The following is a 24,844-nucleotide window of genomic DNA, read 5'->3' as shown; positions in this document are numbered from 1 at the left end:
TCGGGAGGTCCTGAAGTTGATAACCCAAAAGCCCCTTTTTTACTGGGTATTCCACCGGCATCGGCTGCTCCAGGCATGTCTGCTGCTGATGATTACAGCCGGCCTCTTTTTCCGGGTGTTTCCCCTGGAGATGCAGAAACGGATCGTCAATATCGCCATCCACCTGAAACAGACGGACCGCCTGATGCTCTACTGCGGCCTCTATCTGGGGGCCGTTTTGCTGGCCGGCCTGCTGAAATATGCCGCAGGCGTCCTCCAGAACTACCTGGGCCAGAAGATTCTCTTGGAGATCCGAACCAAACTGTATGCCCATATCCTGCAGCTGCCCCTGGACTTTTTCAGGCGGACGCCGCCCGGCACGGTCATCACGGCGATGACCGGCGAACTCAGCGTGGTCGGGCATTTCATCGGAGGCGCCGTGGTTGTCCCCGTCACCGGCATCCTGACGCTTCTGGCCTTTGCGGGGTACATGATCTGGCTCGATCCGATGCTGGGGGGCATCAGCATGGCCCTTTACCCGCTGGAGCTGATCTTCGTCCCCGTGCTCCAGCGACGCTACAACCGGCACAACACTGGGCGGGTCGACACCGTCCGGTCTGCCTCCAACAGCATCGGCGAGGCGATTTCAGGGATCCACGAGGTTCAGGGAAACGCGGGCTACCGTCTCGAAGGGGAAAAGACCGGGCGGGATTTCCGCAGGCTGTTTTCCCTGATGAACCGTCTCTCCGTGCTGAAACTGGGCATCAAGTTCACCAACAACCTCTTCCAGAATTTCGGCCCCTTCATCCTGTTTCTGGTGGGCGGCTACCTGGCCATTCACGGAAGGTTTTCCCTGATCGCGTTCCTGTCGGCCTATGAAAAGGTCTACGACCCCTGGAAGGAGCTGATCGAATATTACCAGGAGCTTCAGGACGCCCGCGTCCGGTACCGCCGGGTCATGGGCTATTTTGACGCGGCCCCCGAATTTTCGGAGTCTCCGGAGAACCGGGCGGCGTATCACCTGGAGGGCCGGATTCAGGTCAGTCAGCTCGGGTATACCATCGAGGGGCAGATGGACCTGTTGAAAAATATCCATTTCGATCTGGCGCCGGGGGAGAAGATGGCCCTCGTCGGTTTTTCGGGCAGCGGCAAGAGCACCCTGGCCATGCTGGTCGGCCAGTTGTACCGCCACCGCCGGGGGCGGATCCTCATTGACGGCCGGGACCTATCGGCCTTGTCCAAGACCGATGTCGCCCGGAATATCGGCTTTGTGGCTCAGCATCCGTTCATCTTCGACGGGAGCATCCGGGAGAATCTGCTCTATGGTTTTCAGGCCCTGGCCCTCTACGATGCGCGCCGCGGGGCGACCGATTTCCCGGATCGGGGAGAATTGCTCGACATGGTTCAGAAGGTGGGATTGGCGGACGATGTCATCCGGTGGGGGCTCAACACCGTGATCTCCAGGGGCCGACACCACAGCCTGATGGAAAAAATATTTGAAATGCGTCGCATTGTCCATGAAAAGCTCCTGGCGTCGCAGGCCGACGCGGTGGAGTTCTACGACGTCAACCGGTTCCTCCGGCATGTGACCCTCTACCGCAATCTCCTGTTCGGGGATGCGGCGGCGGATGAATTCATCCTGGAAAACATTACGGAGACCCCCAGGTTCGTCCGGTTCCTGGAGGAGGAGGGCCTCGATGAGCCCCTCCTTCGGCTGGGGTGGGACCTGGCCCGGGAGACGGTTCATCTGCTTCGGGGGCTCCAGGACGATGCCTTCTTCTTTAACAGCAGCCCCATTGCGCCGGATCGGTTCGACGCCTACCGGGACCTCGTGTCCCGCATCGAGGCCGCAGGCGGGCGGCCGTCGGATCCCGCCGACCGGAGGCTGCTCCTGCGTCTGGCCCTTCTCTACACCCCGGCCCGCCACAAAATGACAGCGGTCTCCGGCCATTTCGAAGCAAGGATCCTGGCGGCCCGGCATCGGTTCATCCGCGAGGTCGCAGGCATGGACATCGCCTATTGCCGAAGGGCCACCGAGCGGTTCATCCGGGGGGAGAATCCCGGGCCGCCGCGTCAGGTGACGGGCGAAGGCCATATGCTCTATTGCCCCACGGAATATCTATTTTCCCGGAGCGTCCTGGAAAATATCGTTTTCGGCACCCCCCGGTCCGATGACCCCGCCGAAAATTCGGCCCTGGGGGAAATGGTGGTCGGCCACCTTCAGGCATCCGGGCTCCTGGACGAGGTCATGGATCTCGGCCTCGATTTTGCGGTCGGGAGCAAGGGCGACCGCCTCTCGGGGGGCCAGCAACAGAAGATCGCCATTGCCCGGGCCTTTCTGAAGGAGACCCCGATTCTCATCCTGGACGAGGCGACGGCCAGTCTCGACAACCTGTCCCAGGGAAGGATTCAGCGGTATCTGGAGACCGATCTCGGCGGGAAAACCACCGTTATCGCCGTGCTCCACCGCCTGGACATGACCCCCGCCTACGACCGGATCATGGTATTGAAAAACGGAGAGATCGTGGAATCGGGAAGATTCGAGGCGTTGATGAACGCAAGAGGAGCCTTTTATGAGCTTTTTCACGGACAGGGGTGACGCGGCGGACGACTCGCCCCGGCGCTCCGAGCTGGTTGAAAACCTTGAAGCCCTGCGGCGGCTTTCCATATTCCAGGATATCCCCTTCGAGATCACCAAGCTCTATGCCTACATGGCGCGGCGAAGGAAATATCGAAAGGATGAATTCGTTTTCCATCAGGGGCAATCGGCCCATGAGGCTTTTATCATCCTGTCCGGTTCGGTCCGGCTTCTGATGAATGATGCGGAAGGGCGAAGGGTGGATCTTCAGCTCCTTTCACCCGGTGGTTTTTTCGGTTACATGTCCCTTCTGGCCGAATACGAGTGGCCCCTGGCGGCCCAGTCCCTTGACCTGTCGGAGCTGCTGATTCTGGACCGCCACAGCTTTCGGAAAATTCTGATTCGATATCCGGAGAAAGGTTTTCTGATCGTGGAGCGCCTCGTTCAGATGCGGATGGGGAGGATGAAGGCCCACATGAGCCTCCTGATGCGGGTGGGCGAGGGGACGCCGCAGATCGGGGAGCTGTATTAGGGCGCCGGCCGGGGCCATCCCGCAAAAGATGTCGTCTTTTTTTGCAAGGCGCGAGGCGATGCCTATTGTTTGAATATGCGGACCGGCGGAGCCGGATGCGGCATCACCTGCCCCGGAAGCCTGCGGGCATCATCCGCATCCGGGGATTGGGCAAGAACTCGAGGAGGCGCCATGAAAATTCAGGTCATCGCAGGGATCGTCATGATCCATCTTCTGGCCCCATGGGCAGGGGCGGTCGAGGCCCCCCGGGCATTGGGCGGATTCGTCCTCGGGGCGCCCATCGACGCCGTCGCGGACCGGCTGCAGATGGATACCGCCGCCCCGGTCCGACAGACGGGGTGTTTGATGGAGGTGAATATCGTCCCCGGGGAGGGGTTCGACAGCGGCAGCATCAATTACGGTGCCTGTGCGGCCCGGAACCGGATCGTCCGCATCAAGCTCAAATACGAGGACGGTTCCCAAAAATTCTTCAGGATGCTGTTCGAACGATACAAACAGCGGTTCGGGGAACCGACCGAGTGGAAGGGAGACCCGTTTCACGTGGTCATCGCCTGGAAATGGAGCTTCAAGGACCCGGACGGCAGGCGGGTCAGCCTGATTCTGCAGCACAACAGCCAGGACGAGGAGGAGAAGATCGGCAATTCGGTGAAGATGACCCTGTCCGATGAAATGGCGGCGGAGATCCGGCATGGCCGCGAGAGCCGCGCGAAGGCAGAACCCAAGGCGCCCCCGGATCGGAAAGCCCCGGACTGGGAGCGGCTCCTTCCGCGATGACCGCCGGATCGGCCGTGGAGCAAGGAGGCATCGATTGGAGAGCAATGCGATCCCGATGGAACTCTGGAGAGAGGTGGGGTGGAACGGGGTCCGCCTGTCCGTTCCGGTGAGCTGGCACCCCTCCGGCATTGCGGCCGATTCCCTCGTGTTCGAGAAGGACGCAAGCCCCGTGCTGACCCTCAAGTGGGAACCGGCGAGGTCTCGAGACGCGTTTCGGCCGGGGATCTCCCGGATCCGAAAGGGGCTCCCCGGGAATTTCCGCCGTACCCTGCGCGGCGCCGCATTGCCGGACCCCTGGCGGCAGGCCCTCGATGGGCGTTTTGAAGAGGCGGATGTCGAGGGCGCCCGGGCGTTTGCCTGGGGCGGACGCGCCGGGGGCGGCGAAGGACTTCTTCTCGGCTCCCGACAGACCCGAAGGGTTTTTCTGCTCCATTTTCACCGCGTCGGATCCGCCGTCCACGCGACCCTCCCCCCGGGGGTCCTGGCCTCGTTCAGGGACGGGGCCTGCGGCGGCCGCATCCTGTGGGCGGTATATGACATCCGGGCCGAACTTCCCGAGGCGCTCCGGCTCGTGCGCCACCGGTTCATGCCCGGCGCCTTTGAACTCGTCTTCCGCGCCGGGGCCGCAACCGTGAGGCTATGCCGGTGGGGGCCTGCATCGGTCCTGCTCCGGAACACCACCCTTCAAGCCTTTGCATCGACCCGATTCACCGTTCCCTCTGACAGGTTTGAACGCGACCCCGCCGCCGGTGCGGAAGCCGTCCGGTGGATGGACGGGCATGCCCCCCCGCGGGCGCTTCAGCGCCTCATTCAGGCGGTCTTGCGCCGTCAGGCCCGAATGGGAAAGGCATGGCGTCTGCCTGGAGAAAACAAGATCCTGGCCGTTCAGATCGAGGCTGGGGCGCTGCCGCCGGGAAATGTCCTGGACGACCTGTGCGGCTCGTTTCACTGCCTGCCGCCGGGCGGTGAGGGACCGGCCCCTCCGCCTTGACGCCGGCGGGGGAGTAGGCTAAGATGCCGTCGCACTGGGGGGAAAAATGATCCGAGCGTTCGGGAAAAAGAAGCACCCGCTGTCCGTCAGCCGGACGGAAGCGCTGAATTGCCGTCCCGTGAAGCATCCGGGGATCTCCGAGGAGACCGTCGCGGCGGGCGTCGTCCTCCTGTCCTATCCCCTGCGGCCCCGCCCCTGGATTGCCGGGATTGCGCGATATCTGGCATCGGGCCGGGAAACGCCCGTCATCCGGAAACTCCAGCTCGACGAAATGGGGAGCGCCGCCTTTGGCATGATCGACGGCCGCCGGACCGTTGCGGGGATCATCCGGGAATTTTCCGAGAGGTACCAGCTTCATCCCAAGGAGGCGGAGGTCTCCGTCACCCTGTTTATCCGGGAGCTTGGCAAGCGCGGCATCATCGGCCTTTCGCCCGGCGGCGAACCGGCATCCGATCCCCGACTTGAATACGAACGCCAAAACGGATCCGAAACCGGGTCCGGAAACTGAATTCAGGCCACCATGCGAATCCGATGGAAGATACTCGCGGTTCTACTGGCGATCTCCACGCTGCCCATGATCATCCTGCGCTGGAATGCGGCCCGCCTGTTCCATTCGCTTGCGGGCGAGCTGGCGGACCAGGCGGGAAACGCGCTTTATCGGCAGTCGACCCAGGCCTTGAAGCGTCTGGTCGAGGACCACGCCCGGGTCCTCAAACGGGAGGGGCAGCTCATCGAAATGGCGCTCGAGGTTCAGTCGACGGAACTGGAGAATCGGATCTCCGGCCCAGCGGCCCCGACTTCCCCCGATGCGGGCGGGTACGGCGGCGTTCCGGCCGTCCGGAAACCGACGACCTACTGCCGTCTCGGGCCGGACGGCGAATGCGAGCCCCTCATCGTTTCCCATGGGGTTCCCCGCTGGACCCTGCCGCCCGATATGGATCCGGCAAAGCGGGATCAACTGGTCGGCCAAACCCGGGGGATGGCGGCCGTCTGGGAGGCTTTCGATCGGGAATTTCCCGGCCTCTTCCTCTGGCAGGTGATGGTGCTGGAAAGCGGGGTGCAGTCCGTCTACCCCGGGCCGGCGGCCGTTTCGATAGATGACGGCCGCGACATGCCCTGGTACCGGCAGGTCAAGCGGATGGATGCGGTCGTCTGGAGCATGCCGATCGTCGATCCCCTGACCCGCGAGATCGTGATTCCCGTGGCTGCGCCCATCCAGGGGGCGGGGGGGGTGTTTCTGGGTGCCGTGGCGGTGATGGTGCCGGTCAGCACCCTGCTGCACGAAAATCAGCATATCCGGAGGCTCTCCGAGCATGTGACCTCCCTCCTGGTGCGGGCGGAGCCCCGGTCGGAAGCCGGGCCGGAGGTCGATCGCACCGGCATTCAGGTCCTTGCGAGCGAAAGCGTGAACCAGGCGCGGCACGAGGGGTGGCGCTACCTCGACACGGTCCGATGGCTCTCCTCCGACACGCCCGGCGCCCTGGACCCGGTGATCGATGATCTCATGAAGCGGCGTTCGGGCATCAGTGAGGTCCCCCATGAGGGGCAAACGACCCTCATGGCCTACAGCGTGATCAGCGCGGAAGGGACGTCGCTGCTCCTGATCGTTCCCAAATCGGACCTGATCGCGGAGGCCGAGGAGATGGAGCGCTATGTCCAGGACCGCCTCATCGAGGAGATGAAGAAGACGGGAACGATGATATCGGTGGTCCTCTTCGGCGTTTTCCTTCTTTCCTTCGTCCTTTCCCGGTATGTCACGAAAAATATCCGGAAATTGCTCGACGGCTCCCGGAGGCTCGCGACCGGCGATTTCACCACCCGGATCGACATCCGCTCACGGGACGAGATCGGCGAACTGGGCCGGGCGTTCAACCGGATGGTTCCGGCTCTGGAAGAGCGGATACGCCTCAAGCAGGGGATCGAGGTGGCCAGCAGCGTCCAGCAGAGCCTCCTCCCGAAGCATCCGCCCCGCCTTTCCGGCTTCGACATCGCGGCCATAAGCCGGTATTGCGACGAGACCGGCGGGGATTTCTATGATTTTATCGCCCTGAACCGGGGCGGCCCCCCGGGGCTGGGCATCGCGGTTGGGGACGTGTCCGGCCACGGGATCTCGGCGGCCCTGCTCATGGCCACAACCAGGGCATTCCTGAAAGGTAGGGTGACCCAGCCCGGATCCCTTGCGCAAATGATCGGGGACGTCAACCGCCTGCTGTGCCGGGACACCGACGACACCGGGCAGTTTGTCACCCTGTTTTTCATGGAGATGGGGGAGGGGGCCGACACCCTGGACTGGGTCCGTGCCGGCCATGATCCCGGGGTGGTGTACGATCCGGAGTCGGACGCCTTTTTCGAGCTGAAGGGCGTTGGCGCGGCCCTGGGCGTTGACGCGCACATGGCCTGGGCGGCGAACCGCCTGATGGGCCTCAAGGCCGGCCGGATCATCGCCGTCGGCACGGACGGCATCTGGGAGAGCCGGAACGCCCCTGGGGAGATGTTCGGGAAGGCGCGGTTCAAGGCGTCGATCCGGTCCCGTCGCGACAACACCGCCGCGGAAATTCTGGCAGGGGTTGTTTCGGACCTGGATGCATTCCGGGGGGGCGAGGCCCAATCGGACGATGTCACCCTCGTGATTGTGAAGGTGGAAGGCTAAGAAAAGGAGACCATGAGAACTGCAAAGGATTATATCATTTTCCCCCTGGATGTCCCGTCGGCGGCGGAAGCAAAAACCCTTGTGACACTGCTGTCGGGAGAGGTGGGCATGTTCAAGGTGGGCCTGGAACTCTTTATCGAGGCGGGCCCGGAGATCGTCCGCTTCATTCGGTCCGAGGGAGCGCGGGTATTTTTGGACCTGAAGCTCCACGACATACCGGCCACGGTGTCGCGGGCCATGCGCCGGGTGGCGGACCTGGATGTCGATTTCGCGACGGTCCATTGCGGGGAAAGCCGGGGGATGCTCGATGCGGCCGTGGCGGGGAGCGGTGGAAAGGTGGGCGTCCTGGGGGTGACCGTCCTGACCAGCGTCACCCCCAGGGATATTGCCGAGGCCGGGTTTGAGGCGGGCTTTGCGGCCGATGTGACCCGGCTGGTCATGAGGCGGGCGGCGATGGCCCGGGACGCGGGATGTGTCGGGATCGTCTGTTCGGGCCGGGAGGCGGCCGCCGTCAAGGCGGCTTTCGGAAAGGATTTCCTGGCGGTGACGCCCGGAATACGGCCCGCGGACGGCGCATCCGATGACCAGAGGCGCGTCACCACGCCCGCGGATGCCGTTGCCGTGGGGGCCGACTACCTGGTCATCGGGCGGCCCATCCGGGATGCGGCGGACCCCCGGGAGGCGGCCCGCCGCATCGGCCGGGAAATTTCGGCCGCGCTGGCGTCCTCAGCGTGCGGGTGATCATCTCAGATGGGATGACGGATGGGATGAGCCGTTATTTGGTGCCGAAGATTTTATCTCCGGCATCCCCCAGACCTGGCAGTATATATCCGACATCATTTAATTTTTCGTCGACGGCCGCCACATAGATCTCGACGTCCGGATGGGCTTCTTCCAGACGCCGGATGCCCTCCGGCGCTGCCACGAGGAAGAGCCCCTTGATGTGCCGGCAGCCGGCCTCTTTCAGGAGATCGATGGTGGCGATGAGGGTTCCGCCCGTGGCCAGCATGGGGTCCAGAATCAGCGCGATCCGCTCCTGCATGTTGCTGGTCAGCTTGACGTAGTAGCGCACGGGCGCCAGGGTTTCCTCGTTCCGGTAAAGGCCGACCACGCTGACCTTGGCGGAGGGGATCATGTCGATGACGCCGTTCATCATGCCGATGCCGGCCCGCAGGATGGGAACGATGGTGATCTTCTTCCCCTTGATCGTCTCGACCGCCACGGGGCCGGCCCAGCCGTCGATGGTGATCCGTTCCGTTTCCAGGTCCTTGGTCGCCTCGTAGGTCAGCAGCCGGGCGATTTCCGAGGCGAGATCCCTGAAGTCCTTGGTCGAGATGTCGTTCTTTCGGATGAGCCCCAGCTTGTGTTTGATGAGGGGGTGATCGGCAATGAATACGGGCACGGAAACCTCCTTACCGGTGATTGAGAATCGTTCAGAAATAGCCCAGCGGGCGGTCGAACGTATATTTTCCCGGTTCTTTGATGAGTTTGTCAAGAGAATGTTGCGTATCCCCGCTGATGAGCGTAAAGGGAAGCGCGAGAACAAAGACGACCGAGCCCACCAGGGTGGCGGCGATGCCGGCGGGCCGCATCAGCAGGAGGTCCACGGCCATCTGGCCGCCGGTCGTCTCCTCCGTCTCGGTAAAGGTGTCCTCCGCCAGGGCGGACGAGCCGAAAGGCACGACCATCAGTGCCGCGATGAGAATAAGGATAAGGGTTTGCTGTCTCAGGATATTCATGTTGTCTCCTTCGGTGATGGGTTACGGTATGGGTTCACGTGCCGCCCGGGGGCGCCGCGCTTATTCATGGATCGATGAAATCCAGCTCCCTCCGGCGGGGGCGGGGCCCCCTGTGCGGACGGGAAGGCGTGCTGAGGTGACGGGGGGATGAATCCGGATTGAATCGTCGGTATCTTTCGCATCTCACGTTCCGGGTCACAGGGTCAGAGGCCACGGGGTATCACAGAATGTCACCGATGTCGCATGGGGAATCCGCTCCGGCGAACGTAGAAAATGGAGGGGGAAGTGTCAATAGAAATCCCCCGTCATCCACCAGCCGTATAACATAATTTATATAGCATGACAACCTATTCTTGCCATGTCGATGTCGCCGTCGCCCTTCCGCTGGATCAGACCTACACCTACGGCGTCCCCGAGTCCCTGGCTTCTTCCGTCATGCCGGGGAAGCGGGTGCTGGTGCCCATGGGCCGGCGGCGGGTCACGGGATATGTGCTGGGAGAGACGGACTGCCGCGGAGCCTATGCCGTCAAGCGGATACTGGATGTCCTGGACCCGGTCCCCCTGTTCCCCCCCGGGATGATCCCTTTCTTCAAATGGGTCTCCGAATATTACATGCACCCCCTGGGCGAGGTGATCCAGAGCGCCCTGCCCGGCGGGTTGAATGTTGTAGATCTTGTCACCGTGGCGGCCACCCCCGAAGGGCTTGCGGCCGCGGATGTGGAGTTCACGCACCTTTCTCCCCTGGCGCGGGAGGTGATGACCCGCCTGAGATCGGGGCCGATCCGCCTGAGGGACCTGGCGGGGCGGGCGGACCGGCGCGTCCCCGCGGCCCTGATCCAGGATCTCGAGGATCGGGGGTGGCTCTGCCGGGAGAGACGCCTCCAGGGCGGGGCGACCCGCCTCCGGATGGAGCGGTTCGCGGCAATGGGCGACCAGCCCGCGCCGCCTTCCCTGTCCCGGGCGAGGCGGGAGATCCTGTCGATGATCGAGGCCCGCCGCGAAATGCCGGTCGGCGAACTTGCGGGGCTTGTCCCGACGGCGCCCCGGCTGATCCGGGCCATGGCGGATCAGGGCCTGGTCCGCGTCTATGAAAAGCGCATGTACCGGGACCCCTTCGGCGAGCCGATCCCGCCGGACGAACCCCGGGTTCTCAATTCGGAGCAGGCGGCGGTGGCCGCCGAGGTCGGCGCCGCCATCGGGAAGGGGTTTTGCCCCTACCTCCTGGCCGGCGTTACCGGCAGCGGAAAGACCGAGGTGTACCTGCACCTCGCCCGGAAGGTGATCGAGACGGGCCTTTCGGTGCTGGTGCTGGTGCCGGAGATCGCCCTGATCTCACAGATGGAGCGGCGGTTCCGCGCCCGCTTCGGTGACGCCGTGGCGGTGCTGCACAGCGGCCTTTCATCCGGTGAACGGTATGACCAGTGGCTCAGGATCCTGAACCGGGAGGCCGCCGTGGTCATCGGTGCGCGGTCGGCCGTGTTTGCGCCCCTCGACAACGCCGGCCTGATCATCGTGGACGAAGAGCACGACACCTCCTACAAGCAGGGGGCGGACCTCCTCTACAATGCGAGGGACATCGCCGTGGTTCGCGCAAAGCTCTCGGCGGCGGTCGTGGTCCTGGGGTCCGCGACGCCCTCCGTCCACTCCTGTTACAACGCCCGCATCGGCAAGCTCAAGGAGCTCAGGATCCGAAAGCGGGTCGAATCCCGCCCCCTTGCCGAGATCACGGTGGTCGATCTCAAAAAGGTCCAGGACGCCCGGGGGGCGAGGCGCTATATCACCCCGGTCCTGCATGACGCCATGAAGGCGGCCCTCGGAAAAAACGAGCAGGTGCTGCTCTTTCTGAACCGCAGGGGGTTTGCCAGCTTTCCCGTCTGTTCGAGCTGCGGCAACGCCATCCGATGCGCCCATTGCGATATCACCCTCACCTATCACCGCCTGGCAGGCGTCTACCGCTGCCACTACTGCGGCTATACAAGGCCGGTGCCGTCCGACTGCCCGGCATGCGGGCCGTCCCACATCAAGCTGCTGGGGCTGGGTACGGAGAAGGTCGAGGCCGCGGTCACGGCGCTCTTTCCGGGGGCCCGCGTCGCGAGGATGGACCGGGACACGACCACCCGGAAGGGGTCCGTCGTCAGGATTCTGAAAAGCCTCAGGAAGGGGGCCGTGGACGTGCTGGTGGGGACCCAGATGGTGGCCAAGGGCCACGACTTTCCCAACATCACCCTCGTGGGGGTCATCTGCGCGGACCTTTCCCTCAGCTTTCCGGATTTCCGGGCCGGGGAGCGTACCTTCCAGCTTCTGGCCCAGGTGGCGGGGCGTGCCGGCCGCGGGGATGCGCCGGGGCGGGTGATCCTCCAGACGTACACCCCGGATCACTTCAGCATCGTCGCCGCGGCGATGCAGGATTACGAGGCGTTTTACAAGGTCGAGATCGGTTTCCGCAGAGCCCTGGCCTACCCCCCCGTGTCCCGAATCATTCAGTTCAAGATCTCCAGCGTGGAGCAGGCGGCGGCGCGGGAGGTGGCCGAGTCCCTGGGCGGGGTCTGCCGGGAGATCCGTGGGGGGGAGGAGACCTATGAAAAATGGGTGGAGATCCTGGGGCCCGTGGAGGCATCGATCCAGAGGATTGCGGGGCGTCACCGCTGGCAGATGCTGATCAAGGGCCGGCGGGTCGCCCCCCTCCGCCGGTTTGTCCGGGCCGTGTCGGCCGCGGCGCCGGCCCTCTTCCGCCATTCGAAGGTGCGGGTGGTGATCGACGTGGACCCGTTTTTCATGAGTTAGGCTGAAGACTGAAGGAAGACGGCAGCGAGTTCGTTTTTTGCCTTCAGCCTTCAGTCTTCAGTCGTTCTTCTCCGGCTCGGGGACCTCGAAAAAATCCGCCTTTTCGGAAATGAACTGGTCGGCCTTCCATTTCGGGACCGCAAAGATCCAGGGACTGATTTTCTGGTTCCGCTCCGCCGCGGCGCGGGCCGGATCCTCCGTTTTTTCAGGCGCCGCATCCGTTTTCGGCTGGGTCTTATCGGCCCCGGCGGGAGGCGCCTCTCCGGGGGCGGCCTTCCCAGCTGCGCTCGCCTCATCCCCGGCGGGCGGGGGCGGGGTGAAGCCGACGCTTGCCTTGAGATAGGTCCGGTCCGGATTGCCTTCCACGGTGTTGCCCAGGCAGAGGGTGTAGACGGTGCCGTCGAAAAGCGCGTAGGCAAAACAGGGGCCGTCCCCCAGCCCGGTCTTTTCCGCGGGGGTCCCGGGGTCGATCACATCATCGATCTGAAATGCCGCCAAGGCGTCCATGAGCCGGTTGACCTTGGCCGGGAGGACCGTCTGGTCTTTCGGTGCGTCCGCCATTTCAGCGGGTTTCTCTTTTGCCGGACGCCGGACGGTGTAGAGCGGCGCCTTTCCCTTGACATCGATCCGGTCGACCCGGGCCACCATTTCAGGCGGGATGTCCAGGACCTGCTTTTCGATCCATTCTTCGGGGTCCGCCTTCAGGAAGCTGAATTCCTGGTCGACCACATAGACCGTATTCTCCCCGGCGGGCATCACAAAATTTCCGCCCCGTCCGGCATCGGTCTCCCGGGCCTTTCCGATGATGATGTCGGACAGCGGCTTGCCGTCCCGGCCCTTCAGCGTGATCCTTGTCCCCCCGGTATGGAGGGCTGCATTTTTGGCCGGGGCGTCGGGCGCGCGCAGTGAAAGCCGGTCCAGGATATCCTCGGATGCCGGGAAGGCGCGATCGATCTTCAGGTCCCGCAGTTTCACCACGAGGTCCGTCAGCTTCTGAAAATCGGCGGGATAGCCGAATTTGTCCTTCACGACCCAGACCGCATCGCTCTTTTCCAGAACGACGCCGCTGCCGGAGCCGGCAATGTCGATGCGAAGGGTGTCGTTCACGGGCAGGTCCGCCAGGAGGCGCCCGCTGCCGGTATCGGTTTTTTCCCGGCCGGGCTCAAGGACGAACCAGCTCGCGCCGGCAAGGACCGCGCAGATGACCAGCAGGATGAGAAATGTTTTTGACTTCATCTTGTTCCCTCTTGTCTTGTCTTTCTCCGGAAACGGCTATTCGCTGTCCCTGTTTTCCGATGGGTTCGGGGCCTGGCGGCGGCTCATGCGCCGGAGCCTCAGGCCGTAGACGATCCCCGCCCCGGCCACGACGAAGACCATCAGAAAGGTATTGATGAATTTCACGGTGTTGCCCAGGGATTCGATGTCGGCCCTAAGGTTGCGCCGGACCGTCTTCAGCTCCTGGTTGATCCGCCGCCGCTCCTCCTGAAATTTCCGGATCTCGGCTTCCTGGGCCTCGCTGACGATGAGCCGCTGGGAGGCGTCTTTCTGCTGTTCGATCTGGGCGAGCTTCTGGTTGGTTTCCTCGACCTTGCCCATCAGCTCCTGCTCCCTGACCAGCCACCGGGCCTGGGCGGCCTTTTCCAGCTCCTGGACCCGTGTGAAGGGGCGCTCGAATTTTCCCCGGGAGCGGATGTCGATGAGGGCCCGGCTGCCGATGAGCATCTCGTCGCTGTTGAGGACAAAATTGAGGTTGTCGTTGAACATCTGGGAGATCTTGAAGCCCAGGAAGTTCTGATGGCTGACGTAATAGCTGTCGAAGAGCAGGTCCGCGTCGCCGACGATCACGATGGCGGCGGGGCCGCTGCCTTCCTTGAGGTGGCCGGGGCGTTCGAAGGGCTTCCCGGCCGTGCCGTTCGCAGGGATCTCTCCGGCGGTGTCAGGCTTCCCTTCGGGAAAGGCGCTCTTGAAGGTGCCGGTGATCTGGGCCGCCAGGTCGAAGGGCTTTCCGGCCGGCTTGAAGTCCCGGCGCAGGCCCTCGGCGCCGAAGCGGACCATCATCGTGTCGGACAGGGCGGCATTGGCGCTGGATTGGACCAGCGTCTCGTAGGCGTGGGGGCTGCCCGGCGCCTTGGCGACGGCTCCGGCCACCGGTAGCAGGAGGCTTTCCAGCTGGGCGGTGATGATATTCTCCCGGTTGAGGGACTGGGACGGGATAGACAGCCAGAGGGGATTGCTCTCCACCTGGTTGTCCTGGCCCCTCAGCCGGGTGACGAAGTCGAAGTCCGTCACCGCCTTGCCGAGGTCCATCTCAATCCCCCACGCCTTGAACAGGGTCTCCATGGTCGATGAGGCTTTGTCCGGGGATTGGGGGGGATCGCTCACGGAAAAGGGATCGGCGAATACCATGAGGTTCTTCCCCTTCATGACGTACTGATCGACGGCATACTGAAGGCCGGGATTCAGGTCTTTGGGGTGAATGATCATGAGGAGATCGACGCTGTCGTCGATCTTGTCCCCCGTCGGGCTGATTTCCCGGACCTCGAAGTTCTTTCTGAGTTCGCTGACGAACATCCACGGCTCCATGCCGCCGTCCTGCTGGAGGTTCATCATGGGCATGCCGAACACCGACAGGGAGGTGATGATCCCGATGGTCTGCTTTTCGGGCGACTGAACGGCAGCGATGGTCCGGGTGATGTCGTACTCCAACTGCTCTTCCCGGTTCGGGTCGAGCATGGGGATCGCCGCCTCCTGGTCGGCGGCCACGGCAGCCAGGCCGAAATAGATCCGCTCCCCCGTGGGCAGGTCGACGCCGCTGATGCCGTACCTCGCGGCCTCCTCCTCCGCTTCGGAGTCGGGCTCGGGATCGATGTACTCGATGGCGAGCCTGCCTGCGCCGTACTTTTCATATTCCGACAGAAAATCCATCATGCGTCTGGCGTAGTTTTTGATGTGCACCGGGGTGCGGGTGTCGTCGCGGGTATAGAAGAGCTTGATCGCGGTATCGTGCTTGAGGTTGGCCAGGATCTCCCGGGTGCCCGCCGACAGGGAGTAGAGCTTGTCCCTTGTGGCGTCCCATCTCACGTTCACCCTGGAAAAAATCACGTTGACGAGCACCAGGATGATGAGCACCAGGAGGAGCCCCCCCACGGAAAAAAAGGATTTGCCGGCACGTCCGGACGAAGGTTGATGTTGGGTCATGATGCTTGGCCTCCCATATTCGATGCGGCGCTTTGCCCGCTAGGCTCTTTTTTGTTGCAGGATGATGCCGTTTGCAAACAGCATGAAACAGATGACGGAGCAGAAATAGAGAATGTCCCTGAGGTCCAGGACGCCCCGTTGCATCGAAACGAAGTGGGACAGAAAGCTGAGGCTGGAGACGATCCCGATCACCCACCTCGGCGCCCAGTCGGCCAGAACGGCGGTGACGGGGGGGAACCCGGCCAGAATGAAGAAGAGGCAGATGACCACCGCGAGGATGAAGCTGATCACCTGGCTTCGGGTCATGGCGGAGGTCATGCTTCCCACGCTCAGAAAGGCGCCGGCCATGAGGAAGCTGCCGATGTAGCCGCTGATGATGGGCCCCAGATCGGGATCGCCCAGATAAAAAACCGTGATGACCATGGGGAAGGTGAGGGCGAGGGCGACGCCGATGAAGGCCCAGGCCGCCAGGAACTTGCCCAGGATGATCTCCTGCGGGGTGATGGGCAAGGTGAGCACCAGCTCGATGGTGCCCATGCGCAGCTCCTCGGCCCAGAGGCGCATGGCCACCGCCGGCACCAGAAACATATAGAGCCAGGGATGCCACTCGAAAAAGGCCCTGAGGTCCGCCTGGCCCATTTCAAAGAAGTTGCTGATGTTGAAGGTGAAAAAACCGATGAGGAGCAGAAAGATGGCGATGAAGACGTATGCGACCGGAGATCCGAAATAGGCCATGATCTCTCGTTTGAAGATCGCGGAAACATGGGTGATAATCTCTTGGAATTTCATTGTTGCACCTGATGGGGTTGATTTTGGGTTCGGGGCCGGCCGCTAAGGGGTGGTGATGTCCCGGAAGACCTCGTCGAGCCGTCCCTGTTCGACGAACAGGGATTTTACATCGAAGTGGTTCCTGGACAGGGCCGACACGAGCTGTTCCGTCAAGAGCGGATCGGAATCCCGGGGAAAGATTCGGGCTTTCAGGCCGGCCTCGGAGGTTTCGATGATCGTGACGTTTTTGATGCCTGGAAGGGCCGAAGCGCAGGCAACAAGCGCTTCGGGATCGGCCGGGCCGAGGGTGATGGAGACGGTGCCGTGAACCGGGGATTTCGCCCTCAGGTTATCCGGGGTATCGTCCGCGACGATGACGCCTTTTGCGATGATGATGGCCCGGCTGCATATGGCATCCACCTCATCCAGGATGTGGGTGGACAGGACAATGGCCTTTTCGGGGCTCATCCTGCGGATCATGAGGCGGACCTCGTGCTTCTGGTTCGGATCCAGGCCGTCGGTGGGTTCGTCCAGGATCAGGTATTCCGGGTCATGGAGGATGCTCTGGGCGAAGCAGACCCGCTGCTTGAAGCCTTTGGACAGCGTGCTGACGGTCTGGTGCTCGACGCCGGTGAGGAAGCACTTCTCGATGGTCTCCCAGACCCGCTGTTTCCTTTCGGCCCCGGAGAATCCGCGGATCTGCGCGCAGAAATCGAGGTAACCGAATACGGTCATGTCGGGGTAGACCGGCGCGTTTTCCGGGAGGTAGCCGATCTTTTTTCTGGCGGCGACGGGCGCCGTCTGGATGTCGTGCCCGCCGATGACGGCGGTGCCTTCGGAAGGCGGAACGAATCCGGTGATCATCCGCATGCTGGTCGATTTTCCCGCGCCGTTAGGGCCGAGGAAACCCAGTATTTCCCCTTTTTGAACCCTGAAAGAGATGCGGTTCACCGCCGGGATGGGTCCGAAGAATTTGCTCAGATTTTTCACCTCGATCATTCGCGCTGAAACTCCCTGCTGTATGGGTTGACACATGGCGACCCTGCGGCCGGCCGTCCTGCGGAAAAAGCAGTATAATAATGCAAATGTTTTCATAATTGTCAAGATTTGGCAATTATTTTCATTGATGTTGATTCTGTCTCCCGGTTTTGTTATGGATACGCGTTTAATTTTTTGTGAAGAAAGGAATGTGAATGAAAACCGAAGACGACGCCCATCGCGCATCCAACCGCATCTGGCGGTTTTTTATATCGATCCGACTGACGGTGGCGGTGCTGTTGACCCTTGCCGGGACATCCATCATCGGGACCCTGGTGCCCCAGAACGCCGACCCGCAGGATTACATCCGGGCATACGGGGAGTTGCTCTACCGGGTGTTTTACGTGCTCGACATTTTCGACATGTACCGCTCCTGGTGGTTCCAGACGCTTCTCCTGCTGCTGACCGCCAACATCGTCGCCTGCTCCATCGACCGCCTGTCATCCCTGTGGAAGACGATCTTCGTGAAAACCCCCGCCTTCCGGCTCTCCGCCTTTCAAAGCCTCCCGAACCGGGAGGCGTTCGACGTGGACGGCGCGCCCGATCAGTTCAAAGATGGGTATGCCGCAGCCATGTCGCGGTCCTTTACTTACAGCCGCACCGAGACGACCGACACGGGATTCTGCATTTTCGCCGAAAAAGGGCGTTGGACGCGGCTGGGGGTCTACATCGTCCATCTCAGCGTGGTCTGCCTGCTCATCGGCGGCCTCATCGGGTCCATTTTCGGATTTGACGGCTTTGTCACCATCCCGGAGGGCGAGACCGTTCAGGCAGTGAATCTCAGAAGCGGCGCCGCGGACAAGCCCCTCGATTTCGCCATCCGCTGCGACGATTTCGAGGTCTCCTTCTACGACACGGGCGCTCCGAAGGAGTTCCGTTCGAGCCTGGTCATTCTGGAAGACGGCAAGGAGGTCCTCAAGAAGGAGATCATCGTCAACGATCCCCTGAGATATCAAGGGATCAATATCTTCCAGTCCAGCTACGGCAAGATGCCGGGCGATCTGAAGGCAAAGGCCGAAAAGGGCATCGAACTCTCCCTCACCAGCAGCGTTTCAGGCATGGTGTACAAGGAGAAGGTTTTTCTGGGGAAGCCCCTGGCGATGCCCGAGGGGGGCGGCACCTTCACGCCCAGGGAGATGCTCTCGTCCTACCTGTTCATGGGGCAGCGGGACCTGGGGGAGACCCTCGTGGGAGAACTGGTATCGCCCGATGGCGAGAAGACCGAGATCAAGCTCCCGGTGCGGTTTTCCCGTTTCGACAAGATGCGGAAAGGGGCCCGGTTCGTCATGGCGGTGACGGAAGCCGCGGAGGAGCGCTATTACACCGGCCTTCAGGTCACCAGCGATCCCGGGGTTCCGGTGGTCTACCTCGGCTTTGTGCTGATGATCCTGGGATGCATCGTCACCTTTTTCATGTCCCATCAGCGGCTCTGCATCGAGGTCGCGGGCAGGGGGCGGCAGACGACGGTGACCGTTTACGGCGCATCCGGCAGGAACCGGTCCGGCATGGAAGAGACGGTCCGGCAGGTCGCCCGGCGGCTTGCCGGCCTTGGCGGCGGCCGATGATCACGGCGCGTCTTGATGCAATGATGTAATATTGATGGTCTCGTCAATGTTGATGTGCCGCCGGTCGCCCGGCGGGAAATGCAACCATGATGACGCCCCGATCGGGGCGGTAAGGATAGCGTTATGAACAGTTCAAACATCCTGTCAATCACGACGTTCGTGTACGGCCTTTCGGCCCTGCTGTATATCGTGTTCCTGATTTTCAAGAAAGATGTCTCCGGAAGGCTGGCGACCTGGACGGCGGTCGTCGGAATCGTCGGAAACATTCTGGGCGTGGGGCTCCGGTGGGTGGAGTCCTACGAACTTGGCTATGGGCACGCCCCCCTGTCGAACCTCTACGAATCTTTGGTTTTTTTTGCCTGGGCCATCGCAGCCATCTACCTGTTCATGGAATACCGATACAAGAACCGCATCGTCGGGGCGTTTGTGATGCCCCTTGCCTTCCTGGCTATGGCGTACGCATCGCTGTCACCCAACATCAGCGACCGGATTCAGCCGCTCATCCCCGCCCTGAAAAGCAATTGGCTCATCGCCCACGTCGTCACCTGCTTTCTGGGATACGCGGGTTTTGCCATCGCCTTCGGCATCAGCCTGATGTACGTTTTCAGGGAAAGGCCCGCCGTATCACCGGATTCCTTTCTCGCCCGCTTCCCCGAACTCGGCGTCATGGACGATATGACCCACAAGATGGTCCAGTTCGGATTTCTCTTCCTTACCATCGGCATCATCACGGGTGCCGTCTGGGCCAATTCCGCCTGGGGACGGTACTGGGGATGGGACCCCAAAGAGACATGGTCGCTCATCACCTGGTTCATCTATGCCACGCTCCTGCATGCCCGCCTCATGCGCGGATGGCGGGGCCGGAAGATCGCCTTTGTCTCGATTGTAGGATTCACGGCGGTTCTGTTCACCTATTTCGGCGTAAACCTTCTGCCGGGCCTTCACAGCTACGGTTCACCATGATTTCTCCTTGACAAAAATGTCCTCAATGGGTAGAGAGGCTCTGGGATTCTTTCCATTTTGTGTCTTTTGTCAGGGGGGCCTGAATGTAAGGTTGTTGTTGAATCGTTAACCACAGCGTGATGGAGTGTTCATGAGTGAATTAAAGGAAAAAGCACAAGCGGTTTCCGACGGGGGCGGGTTCGCGCTTCTTTTTTTTATTGTCGGACTAGTCGCAAGCCTGATTGTCGGATGGGTCATTTTCCCGAAACTTCTTTACTCCCAGAAACACCAGCCTTTTGACTTCAACCACAAGCAGCACAACGAACTGGTGGGCGAAGGATGTGAAAGCTGCCACTTTTTCAGGGAAGACGGCAGCTATGCCGGCGTCCCGAAACTCGCGCAGTGCGTCGAATGCCACGAAACGGTTCAGGGGGAAACCGAAGACGAAGCCACTTTTGTCAACGACTACGTCACGCCAGGCAGAGAGGTCCCCTGGCTGGTGTATTCCAGGCAGCCTGACTGTGTCTTCTTCTCCCATGCGGCCCACGTCAAATCCGCAGGAATGGACTGTAAAACCTGCCACGGCGATATCGGAACGTCAACCAGCCTGAAGGTGTACGAGGAAAACCGCATCACGGGATACAGCCGGGATATCTGGGGCAAAAACATCGCTGGATTCAAGAAGAACACCTGGGACCGGATGAAGATGGATGACTGCTCCGAGTGCCATGTCAAGCTCGGCGTTCAGCAGAATAGCGTTCAAACCGAAAAAGGCGCCTGCTTTGTGTGTCACCAATAAATTCAGGTTTAAGGGGTAACTCTATGAAAATAGACAGAAGAAGTTTCTTGTCTCTTGGGATTGGTGCCGCCGCCGGAACGGCGCTGTCGCCATTGCCCTGGAAACTGACGGATGATCTTTCGATCTGGACGCAGATGTGGCCCTGGACGCCGGTGCCAAAACGCGGTGAAGTGAATATTGTCAATTCGGTCAGCACCCTTTGTGCGGGCGGCTGCGGCATCTCCGTTCGGAAGGTCGAGGACCGGGCGGTGAAGATTGAGGGCATGAAGGGGTATCCCGGAAACGACGGAAAGGCATGCATCCACTGCCTCTCGGGCCTCCAGCTCCTTTACGGCCCCACGGCGGTTCGGTCGCCGCTCAAGCGCGTCGGCGAACGGGGCGAAGGGAAATGGCAGAAAATATCATGGGACGCTGCGGTTGCAGAGATCGCAGAGAAGATCGGCACCCTGAGGGAGAAAGGGCGGCCCGATGCCCTCGCCTGCATCACGGACAGGGATCACGGAACCGTCCCCGAGCTGTTCAAACGGTTGATGAAAGCCCATGGCTCCCCCAATTTTATGCGGTCCCCCAGTTTCGAAGACACCTATGAACTTGCGCTGAAGCTCATGCAGGGGGTCGATGCGTCGGTCGGATTCGACCTCGAAAACGCGGATTATATTCTCAGCCTGGGCAGCGGCATCCTGGACGGCTGGGGATCCTCCGTCCGCATGTTCAAGGCCAAGGGGCTCTGGCTCGACAAGAAGGCCAAGGTCGTTCAGGCGGAAGCCCGCCTCTCCAATTCCGCTGCCAAGGCGGATCAGTGGATTCCCGTCGAGGCCGGCACAGAAGCCGTCCTGGCGCTGGGGATCGCACATGTCATCATCAAAGAGGGCCTCTACAAGAAAAACTTCACTGACAGCTATGGGTTCGGATTTGAAGATTGGGTCGGAAAGGACGGCAAGAAACACGACGGATTCAAGTCCATCGTCCTGAAGCATTACGCGCCGAACGCGGTTGCGGGCATCACCAGGGTCGATCCGGACGTCATCGTCGAGATCGCCACCGCCTTCGCCAAGGCATCGCATCCCCTGGCGCTCTGCGGCCGCGGCCAGGGGCTGTCCCCCGGTGCGCTCCACGAGGTCATGGCGGTGCACGCCCTGAATGCCCTTGTGGGAAACATCAATCAAAAAGGCGGGGTATGGGCTGTTCCGCTTCCCGATTACGTCAAATGGCCCGAACCCAAGCTGGACGGCATTGCCGAAAAGGGGCTGGCGGCCGCGCGAATCGACGGGGCGGGCAGCGAGCGTTATCCCCACGCCAAATATATCCTGACGCGCCTTCCCGCGGTTATCAACGAGGCCGAAGCATCTCCCGTTGAAGTCCTGTTCGTTTCAGGCGCCAATCCCTGCTACACCCTGCCGGACGCCCGCGCCGCCAAAGCGGTTCTTTCCAAGATACCCTTCATCGTCAGCTTCGCGTCGCACATGGATGAAACAGCCTTGATGGCCGACCTGATCCTGCCGAACCACGGCCATCTCGAGCGGTATGAAGATTTTCCTGTCCTGGCCGGGATGAACACGCCCCTCATCGGGCTCTGCCGGCCCGTGGTCCAGCCGCGGCGCAATACCCGCCATACCGGGGACGCCCTTCTCATGATCGCCAAGGCGGTGGGCGGCCCGGTGGCCGATGCCTTCCCCTGGGAGAGCTATCAGGAATGCCTCGAGCAGACCATGGGCGCCAACTGGCAGCCGCTCCTTGAGAACGGTTTCATCCACAATCCCGAATACAAGCCCGAAGGCTGGGATGCCTCCTTCAAGACGCCTTCCGGAAAGTTCGCGTTCATGTCCGATGCCTGTGCCATCGAGGGCGGTGAAGATGCCGTGGTTCATATCGAAGGCAAGCCGGACGAATTTCCGCTGGCGCTCATCCCCTACGATGCCATCCGTCTGGCCGGGGGCGCCACTGCCACCACCCCCTTCGTGCTCAAGACCGTGGATGACACCGTCCTTCTGGGGACAGATATCTTTGTCGAGGTGAACACCAAAACCGGTGGAAAATGCGGCCTCGAGGAGGGCGTCTATGCCAATCTCACGACGCCCAAAGGCACGGTGAAGGTCCGGGTGCACCTGTCCGAAGGCATCGTCCCCGGCGTGGTGGCCATGCCGCGGGGGCTGGGGCATGCGGAGATCGAATCGTACGTCGGCGGCAAGGGGATCAATGTAAACGATCTTATCGGCCCGGTGGAGGACCCCGTTTCCGGCTTGGATGCGGCATGGGGGATCAGGGCTAATTTGACCATCGCCTGAGGTCAGATATCGGCGCCCTGCCCCCGAACGGCAGACGGCCTTTGGCGGCGGGTCCGGTACCTGATAAATGAAATCTGATGATGAGGTTCTGATGAATAAATCACAAGGACATACTCAACCGAAGAAATACGGAATGGTCATAGACCTGGACAAGTGCACCGGGTGCGGCTCCTGCATGGTGGCATGCATGGCGGAAAACAACGTGCCGTTCAAGAAGGACGAGACGAACAAGCGGGACAGCATTACCTGGATGAAGGTGTATAAGCTGACCAACGGAAAGCCGTTTCCCGAAGGCGATACCTGCTACCTGCCGCGGCCCTGCATGCACTGCGAGGGCCACAACGGACATTCTCCGTGCGTCTCCGTCTGCCCTGCCACGGCAACAGACTACAGCACCGACACCGGCATCGTCAGCCAGATCTATACCCGCTGTTTCGGATGCCGGTACTGCATGGGAGCCTGCCCGTATCACGCCCGCTACTTCAACTGGTGGGATCCGGTCTGGCCCGCGGGGATGGAAGAGATGCTGAGCCCCGATGTTTCGGTCCGCGTGCGGGGTGTCGTGGAAAAATGCAGTTTCTGTTTCCATCGGTACCAGCGCGCCATGGATAAAGCCCATCTGGAGGGTCGCCGGGAGATCACAGAGGAAGAATATCAGACCTCCTGCACCCAGGCATGCCCGGCGGGCGCCATCGTCTTCGGGGATCTCAACAACCCCGACCACAAGGTGTATCAGATGGTCAAGCCGGACAACGCGCACAGCGGTCGTCCCACTGCGCCCAATACCTTCCGCCTCCTGGAACGGCTCGGGACCAACCCCAAGGTCTATTACCTTTCGAGCCGCGAATGGGTAAGGAAGAACGGCGATAATTATCTGAAGGGCGAAGGCAAGGTCGGCCCGAAGCACTAGTCGTCCGTATCGGGTTTTCCGAGGTGAGCAATGAAAACAGAAACTGCACATAATGAGGAGTACAGCTTATGGATTCTGCGTTAATCCCCCATGGCGTCAAGCGCTGTTCTTTGGGGAAATTTTCCTTGTTTATCGGGATAGTGGGCGCTGTCCTTCTATGGGGCGTGTATGCCATGCTGCTGTGCTGGCTGAAGGGTCTGAACCAGACCAACATGAACGATTATTACGGGTTCGCCCTCTGGATCTGGGCCGATCTTGCAGTGATAGCCCTGGGCGGCGGCGCATTCTTCACCGGATTCCTGAAGTACATCGTCGGCAAGGATGAACTGAAGAATATCATCAACTACGCGGTCCTCATCGGCTTCATCTGCTACAGTTCGGCCCTTCTGATCCTGGCCATCGATATCGGGCAGCCCCTCCGGGGATGGTTCATCTTCTGGCATGCCAACGTCCATTCCATGCTGACGGAAGTGGCCTTCTGCCTGAGCTGTTATTTCGCCGTGCTGAGCATTGAATACCTGCCCCTGGTCCTTGAAAACCGCCAGCTCAACAAGGTGCCGTTCTTCCACAACCTGGCCCACAACATGCACGAGATCATGGCGGTGTTCGCGGCCACGGGCGCCTTTCTCTCTTTCTTCCACCAGGGCTCCCTGGGCGGCGTGGCAGGCGTTCTTTTCGGCCGTCCTTTCGCAGTCCGCGAGGGCGCATTCATCTGGCCGTGGACATTCTTCCTCTTCACCTGGTCTGCGGCGGCCTACGGCCCGTGCTTCACCCTCAGCCTCACCAAGCTGATCGAGAAGGTGACGGGGAAGAAGCTGGTGGGAGACAAGTGCGTGGAGCTGCTGGCAAAGATCTCCGGCTGGATGATTTTCACCTACATCATCGCCAAGATCGCCGATACCTATTACTGGGCGACCGTGACCGCTCCGCAGGCCGGCCAGACCTTGATGGATTTCTACTCCAACAACCCGTTTTACGGCATCTGGATCCTGGTACTCGAGATCGTGATCGGCGGTATCGTCCCCGCCCTGATTCTGATCACGGAAAAGGGCCGAAAAAGCTCTTTCCTTCTCGTCACGGCGATTATCTGCGGCTGCATCGGTGTCAGCGTCAACCGCTGGGTGATGGTGCTTCAGGTGATGGCGGTCCCGGTCATGCCCTTCGATACGTGGGCCATGTACTATCCGAGCTGGCAGGAAGTGGCCACAACGATTCTCCCGGTTGCCTACGGCGTGATTCTGGTGGCGCTTTCATATCGTTACCTGCCGGTCTTTCCCCAGGAAAAAGAGTTGAATTCCTGACCTGATAGGAG

20 protein-coding genes are annotated in these 24,844 nt (G+C 61.4%); 14 read left to right on the top strand and 6 right to left on the bottom strand.

Annotated elements, in window-relative coordinates; genetic code table 11:
• The first annotated feature begins 16 nt into the window (after window positions 1-16).
• From ACEW8N_RS12880 to pyrF, 7 genes are all read left to right on the top strand, one after another.
• Window positions 17-2,578 carry an ATP-binding cassette domain-containing protein gene (locus ACEW8N_RS12880; protein WP_373500236.1) on the top strand — a complete coding sequence of 854 codons (2,562 nt, stop codon included), beginning with the start codon at window positions 17-19 and terminating at the stop codon, window positions 2,576-2,578.
• On the top strand, window positions 2,553-3,089 hold the full coding sequence (locus tag ACEW8N_RS12875; RefSeq protein WP_373500235.1) for a Crp/Fnr family transcriptional regulator: 537 nt from the start codon (window positions 2,553-2,555) through the stop codon (window positions 3,087-3,089). The genes ACEW8N_RS12880 and ACEW8N_RS12875 overlap by 26 nt, the downstream gene beginning before the upstream one ends.
• A 171-nt stretch (window positions 3,090-3,260) precedes the next feature.
• Complete coding sequence (locus ACEW8N_RS12870) at window positions 3,261-3,863, top strand: hypothetical protein (protein WP_373500234.1); 603 nt, start codon at window positions 3,261-3,263, stop codon at window positions 3,861-3,863.
• A 34-nt stretch (window positions 3,864-3,897) separates the two neighbouring features.
• The gene (locus ACEW8N_RS12865; protein WP_373500233.1) at window positions 3,898-4,854 is read left to right on the top strand and encodes a hypothetical protein; all 957 of its coding nucleotides are present in this window, start codon (window positions 3,898-3,900) and stop codon (window positions 4,852-4,854) included.
• Window positions 4,855-4,900: 46 nt separating this feature from the next.
• Complete coding sequence (locus tag ACEW8N_RS12860) at window positions 4,901-5,362, top strand: PqqD family protein (protein ID WP_373500232.1); 462 nt, start codon at window positions 4,901-4,903, stop codon at window positions 5,360-5,362.
• Window positions 5,363-5,374: 12 nt separating this feature from the next.
• Window positions 5,375-7,504: a SpoIIE family protein phosphatase gene (locus ACEW8N_RS12855; protein ID WP_373500231.1), complete on the top strand. Its 2,130-nt coding sequence runs from the start codon at window positions 5,375-5,377 to the stop codon at window positions 7,502-7,504.
• A gap of 12 nt (window positions 7,505-7,516) precedes the next feature.
• Window positions 7,517-8,245: an orotidine-5'-phosphate decarboxylase gene (gene pyrF / locus ACEW8N_RS12850; RefSeq protein WP_373500230.1), complete on the top strand. Its 729-nt coding sequence runs from the start codon at window positions 7,517-7,519 to the stop codon at window positions 8,243-8,245.
• Window positions 8,246-8,279: 34 nt separating this feature from the next.
• Here pyrF and upp read toward each other — a convergent pair whose 3' ends face one another.
• Window positions 8,280-8,906 carry a uracil phosphoribosyltransferase gene (gene upp / locus ACEW8N_RS12845; protein WP_373500229.1) on the bottom strand — a complete coding sequence of 209 codons (627 nt, stop codon included), beginning with the start codon at window positions 8,904-8,906 and terminating at the stop codon, window positions 8,280-8,282.
• Between the two features lie 31 nt (window positions 8,907-8,937).
• The gene (locus tag ACEW8N_RS12840) at window positions 8,938-9,243 is read right to left on the bottom strand and encodes a hypothetical protein (RefSeq protein WP_373500228.1); all 306 of its coding nucleotides are present in this window, start codon (window positions 9,241-9,243) and stop codon (window positions 8,938-8,940) included.
• Window positions 9,244-9,582: 339 nt separating this feature from the next.
• Between ACEW8N_RS12840 and priA the strand changes: the two genes are divergently transcribed.
• On the top strand, window positions 9,583-12,027 hold the full coding sequence (priA, locus tag ACEW8N_RS12835) for a primosomal protein N' (RefSeq protein ID WP_373500227.1): 2,445 nt from the start codon (window positions 9,583-9,585) through the stop codon (window positions 12,025-12,027).
• A 57-nt stretch (window positions 12,028-12,084) separates the two neighbouring features.
• Here priA and ACEW8N_RS12830 read toward each other — a convergent pair whose 3' ends face one another.
• From ACEW8N_RS12830 to ACEW8N_RS12815, 4 genes are read right to left on the bottom strand one after another with little or no spacing between them, the layout of a single operon-like run.
• Entirely contained in the window at window positions 12,085-13,263 is a 1,179-nt protein-coding gene (locus ACEW8N_RS12830; RefSeq protein ID WP_373500226.1) for a DUF4340 domain-containing protein, read from the bottom strand.
• A 36-nt stretch (window positions 13,264-13,299) separates the two neighbouring features.
• Window positions 13,300-15,225 (bottom strand): Gldg family protein, encoded by a 1,926-nt coding sequence (locus ACEW8N_RS12825; protein ID WP_373500225.1) that lies wholly within the window; start codon window positions 15,223-15,225, stop codon window positions 13,300-13,302.
• 39 nt (window positions 15,226-15,264) lie between these two features.
• Window positions 15,265-16,014 (bottom strand): ABC transporter permease, encoded by a 750-nt coding sequence (locus ACEW8N_RS12820; protein ID WP_373500224.1) that lies wholly within the window; start codon window positions 16,012-16,014, stop codon window positions 15,265-15,267.
• A gap of 42 nt (window positions 16,015-16,056) precedes the next feature.
• The gene (locus tag ACEW8N_RS12815; protein ID WP_373500223.1) at window positions 16,057-16,992 is read right to left on the bottom strand and encodes an ABC transporter ATP-binding protein; all 936 of its coding nucleotides are present in this window, start codon (window positions 16,990-16,992) and stop codon (window positions 16,057-16,059) included.
• 194 nt (window positions 16,993-17,186) lie between these two features.
• Between ACEW8N_RS12815 and ACEW8N_RS12810 the strand changes: the two genes are divergently transcribed.
• The 6 genes from ACEW8N_RS12810 (at window position 17,187) to qrcD (ending at window position 24,833) form a co-directional block, all read left to right on the top strand.
• A complete protein-coding gene (locus ACEW8N_RS12810; RefSeq protein ID WP_373500222.1) occupies window positions 17,187-18,596 on the top strand; it encodes a cytochrome c biogenesis protein ResB in 1,410 nt (469 codons plus the stop codon).
• 123 nt (window positions 18,597-18,719) lie between these two features.
• Window positions 18,720-19,559, top strand: a complete 840-nt coding sequence (gene ccsB / locus ACEW8N_RS12805; protein ID WP_373500221.1) for a c-type cytochrome biogenesis protein CcsB — start codon at window positions 18,720-18,722, stop codon at window positions 19,557-19,559.
• A 130-nt stretch (window positions 19,560-19,689) separates the two neighbouring features.
• Complete coding sequence (gene qrcA, locus ACEW8N_RS12800) at window positions 19,690-20,337, top strand: menaquinone reductase multiheme cytochrome c subunit QrcA (RefSeq protein ID WP_373500220.1); 648 nt, start codon at window positions 19,690-19,692, stop codon at window positions 20,335-20,337.
• 23 nt (window positions 20,338-20,360) lie between these two features.
• Complete coding sequence (gene qrcB, locus ACEW8N_RS12795) at window positions 20,361-22,622, top strand: menaquinone reductase molybdopterin-binding-like subunit QrcB (protein WP_373500219.1); 2,262 nt, start codon at window positions 20,361-20,363, stop codon at window positions 22,620-22,622.
• Window positions 22,623-22,713: 91 nt separating this feature from the next.
• Complete coding sequence (gene qrcC / locus ACEW8N_RS12790) at window positions 22,714-23,532, top strand: menaquinone reductase iron-sulfur cluster-binding subunit QrcC (protein ID WP_373500218.1); 819 nt, start codon at window positions 22,714-22,716, stop codon at window positions 23,530-23,532.
• 68 nt (window positions 23,533-23,600) lie between these two features.
• On the top strand, window positions 23,601-24,833 hold the full coding sequence (gene qrcD / locus ACEW8N_RS12785) for a menaquinone reductase integral membrane subunit QrcD (protein WP_373500217.1): 1,233 nt from the start codon (window positions 23,601-23,603) through the stop codon (window positions 24,831-24,833).
• The last annotated feature ends 11 nt before the right edge of the window (window positions 24,834-24,844 follow it).

It is taken from the genome of Desulfococcus sp. (assembly GCF_041737845.1).
Lineage (GTDB): Bacteria > Desulfobacterota > Desulfobacteria > Desulfobacterales > Desulfococcaceae > Desulfococcus.
The sequence above is the reverse complement of the archived record's forward strand: the minus strand, read 5'-3'. Positions and strand labels throughout refer to the sequence as shown.

Coding starts and splice junctions, on each gene's coding strand:
- ACEW8N_RS12875 (WP_373500235.1), top strand. CDS start 2,553: ATGAGCTTTTTCACGGACAGGGGTGACGCGGCGGACGACTCGCCCCGG.
- ACEW8N_RS12815 (WP_373500223.1), bottom strand. CDS start 16,992: ATGATCGAGGTGAAAAATCTGAGCAAATTCTTCGGACCCATCCCGGCG.
- qrcD (WP_373500217.1), top strand. CDS start 23,601: ATGGATTCTGCGTTAATCCCCCATGGCGTCAAGCGCTGTTCTTTGGGG.
- ACEW8N_RS12840 (WP_373500228.1), bottom strand. CDS start 9,243: ATGAATATCCTGAGACAGCAAACCCTTATCCTTATTCTCATCGCGGCA.
- ACEW8N_RS12810 (WP_373500222.1), top strand. CDS start 17,187: ATGAAAACCGAAGACGACGCCCATCGCGCATCCAACCGCATCTGGCGG.
- ACEW8N_RS12870 (WP_373500234.1), top strand. CDS start 3,261: ATGAAAATTCAGGTCATCGCAGGGATCGTCATGATCCATCTTCTGGCC.
- ccsB (WP_373500221.1), top strand. CDS start 18,720: ATGAACAGTTCAAACATCCTGTCAATCACGACGTTCGTGTACGGCCTT.
- ACEW8N_RS12855 (WP_373500231.1), top strand. CDS start 5,375: ATGCGAATCCGATGGAAGATACTCGCGGTTCTACTGGCGATCTCCACG.
- pyrF (WP_373500230.1), top strand. CDS start 7,517: ATGAGAACTGCAAAGGATTATATCATTTTCCCCCTGGATGTCCCGTCG.
- qrcB (WP_373500219.1), top strand. CDS start 20,361: ATGAAAATAGACAGAAGAAGTTTCTTGTCTCTTGGGATTGGTGCCGCC.
- ACEW8N_RS12825 (WP_373500225.1), bottom strand. CDS start 15,225: ATGACCCAACATCAACCTTCGTCCGGACGTGCCGGCAAATCCTTTTTT.
- ACEW8N_RS12820 (WP_373500224.1), bottom strand. CDS start 16,014: ATGAAATTCCAAGAGATTATCACCCATGTTTCCGCGATCTTCAAACGA.
- ACEW8N_RS12830 (WP_373500226.1), bottom strand. CDS start 13,263: ATGAAGTCAAAAACATTTCTCATCCTGCTGGTCATCTGCGCGGTCCTT.
- priA (WP_373500227.1), top strand. CDS start 9,583: ATGACAACCTATTCTTGCCATGTCGATGTCGCCGTCGCCCTTCCGCTG.
- qrcA (WP_373500220.1), top strand. CDS start 19,690: ATGAGTGAATTAAAGGAAAAAGCACAAGCGGTTTCCGACGGGGGCGGG.
- qrcC (WP_373500218.1), top strand. CDS start 22,714: ATGAATAAATCACAAGGACATACTCAACCGAAGAAATACGGAATGGTC.
- ACEW8N_RS12860 (WP_373500232.1), top strand. CDS start 4,901: ATGATCCGAGCGTTCGGGAAAAAGAAGCACCCGCTGTCCGTCAGCCGG.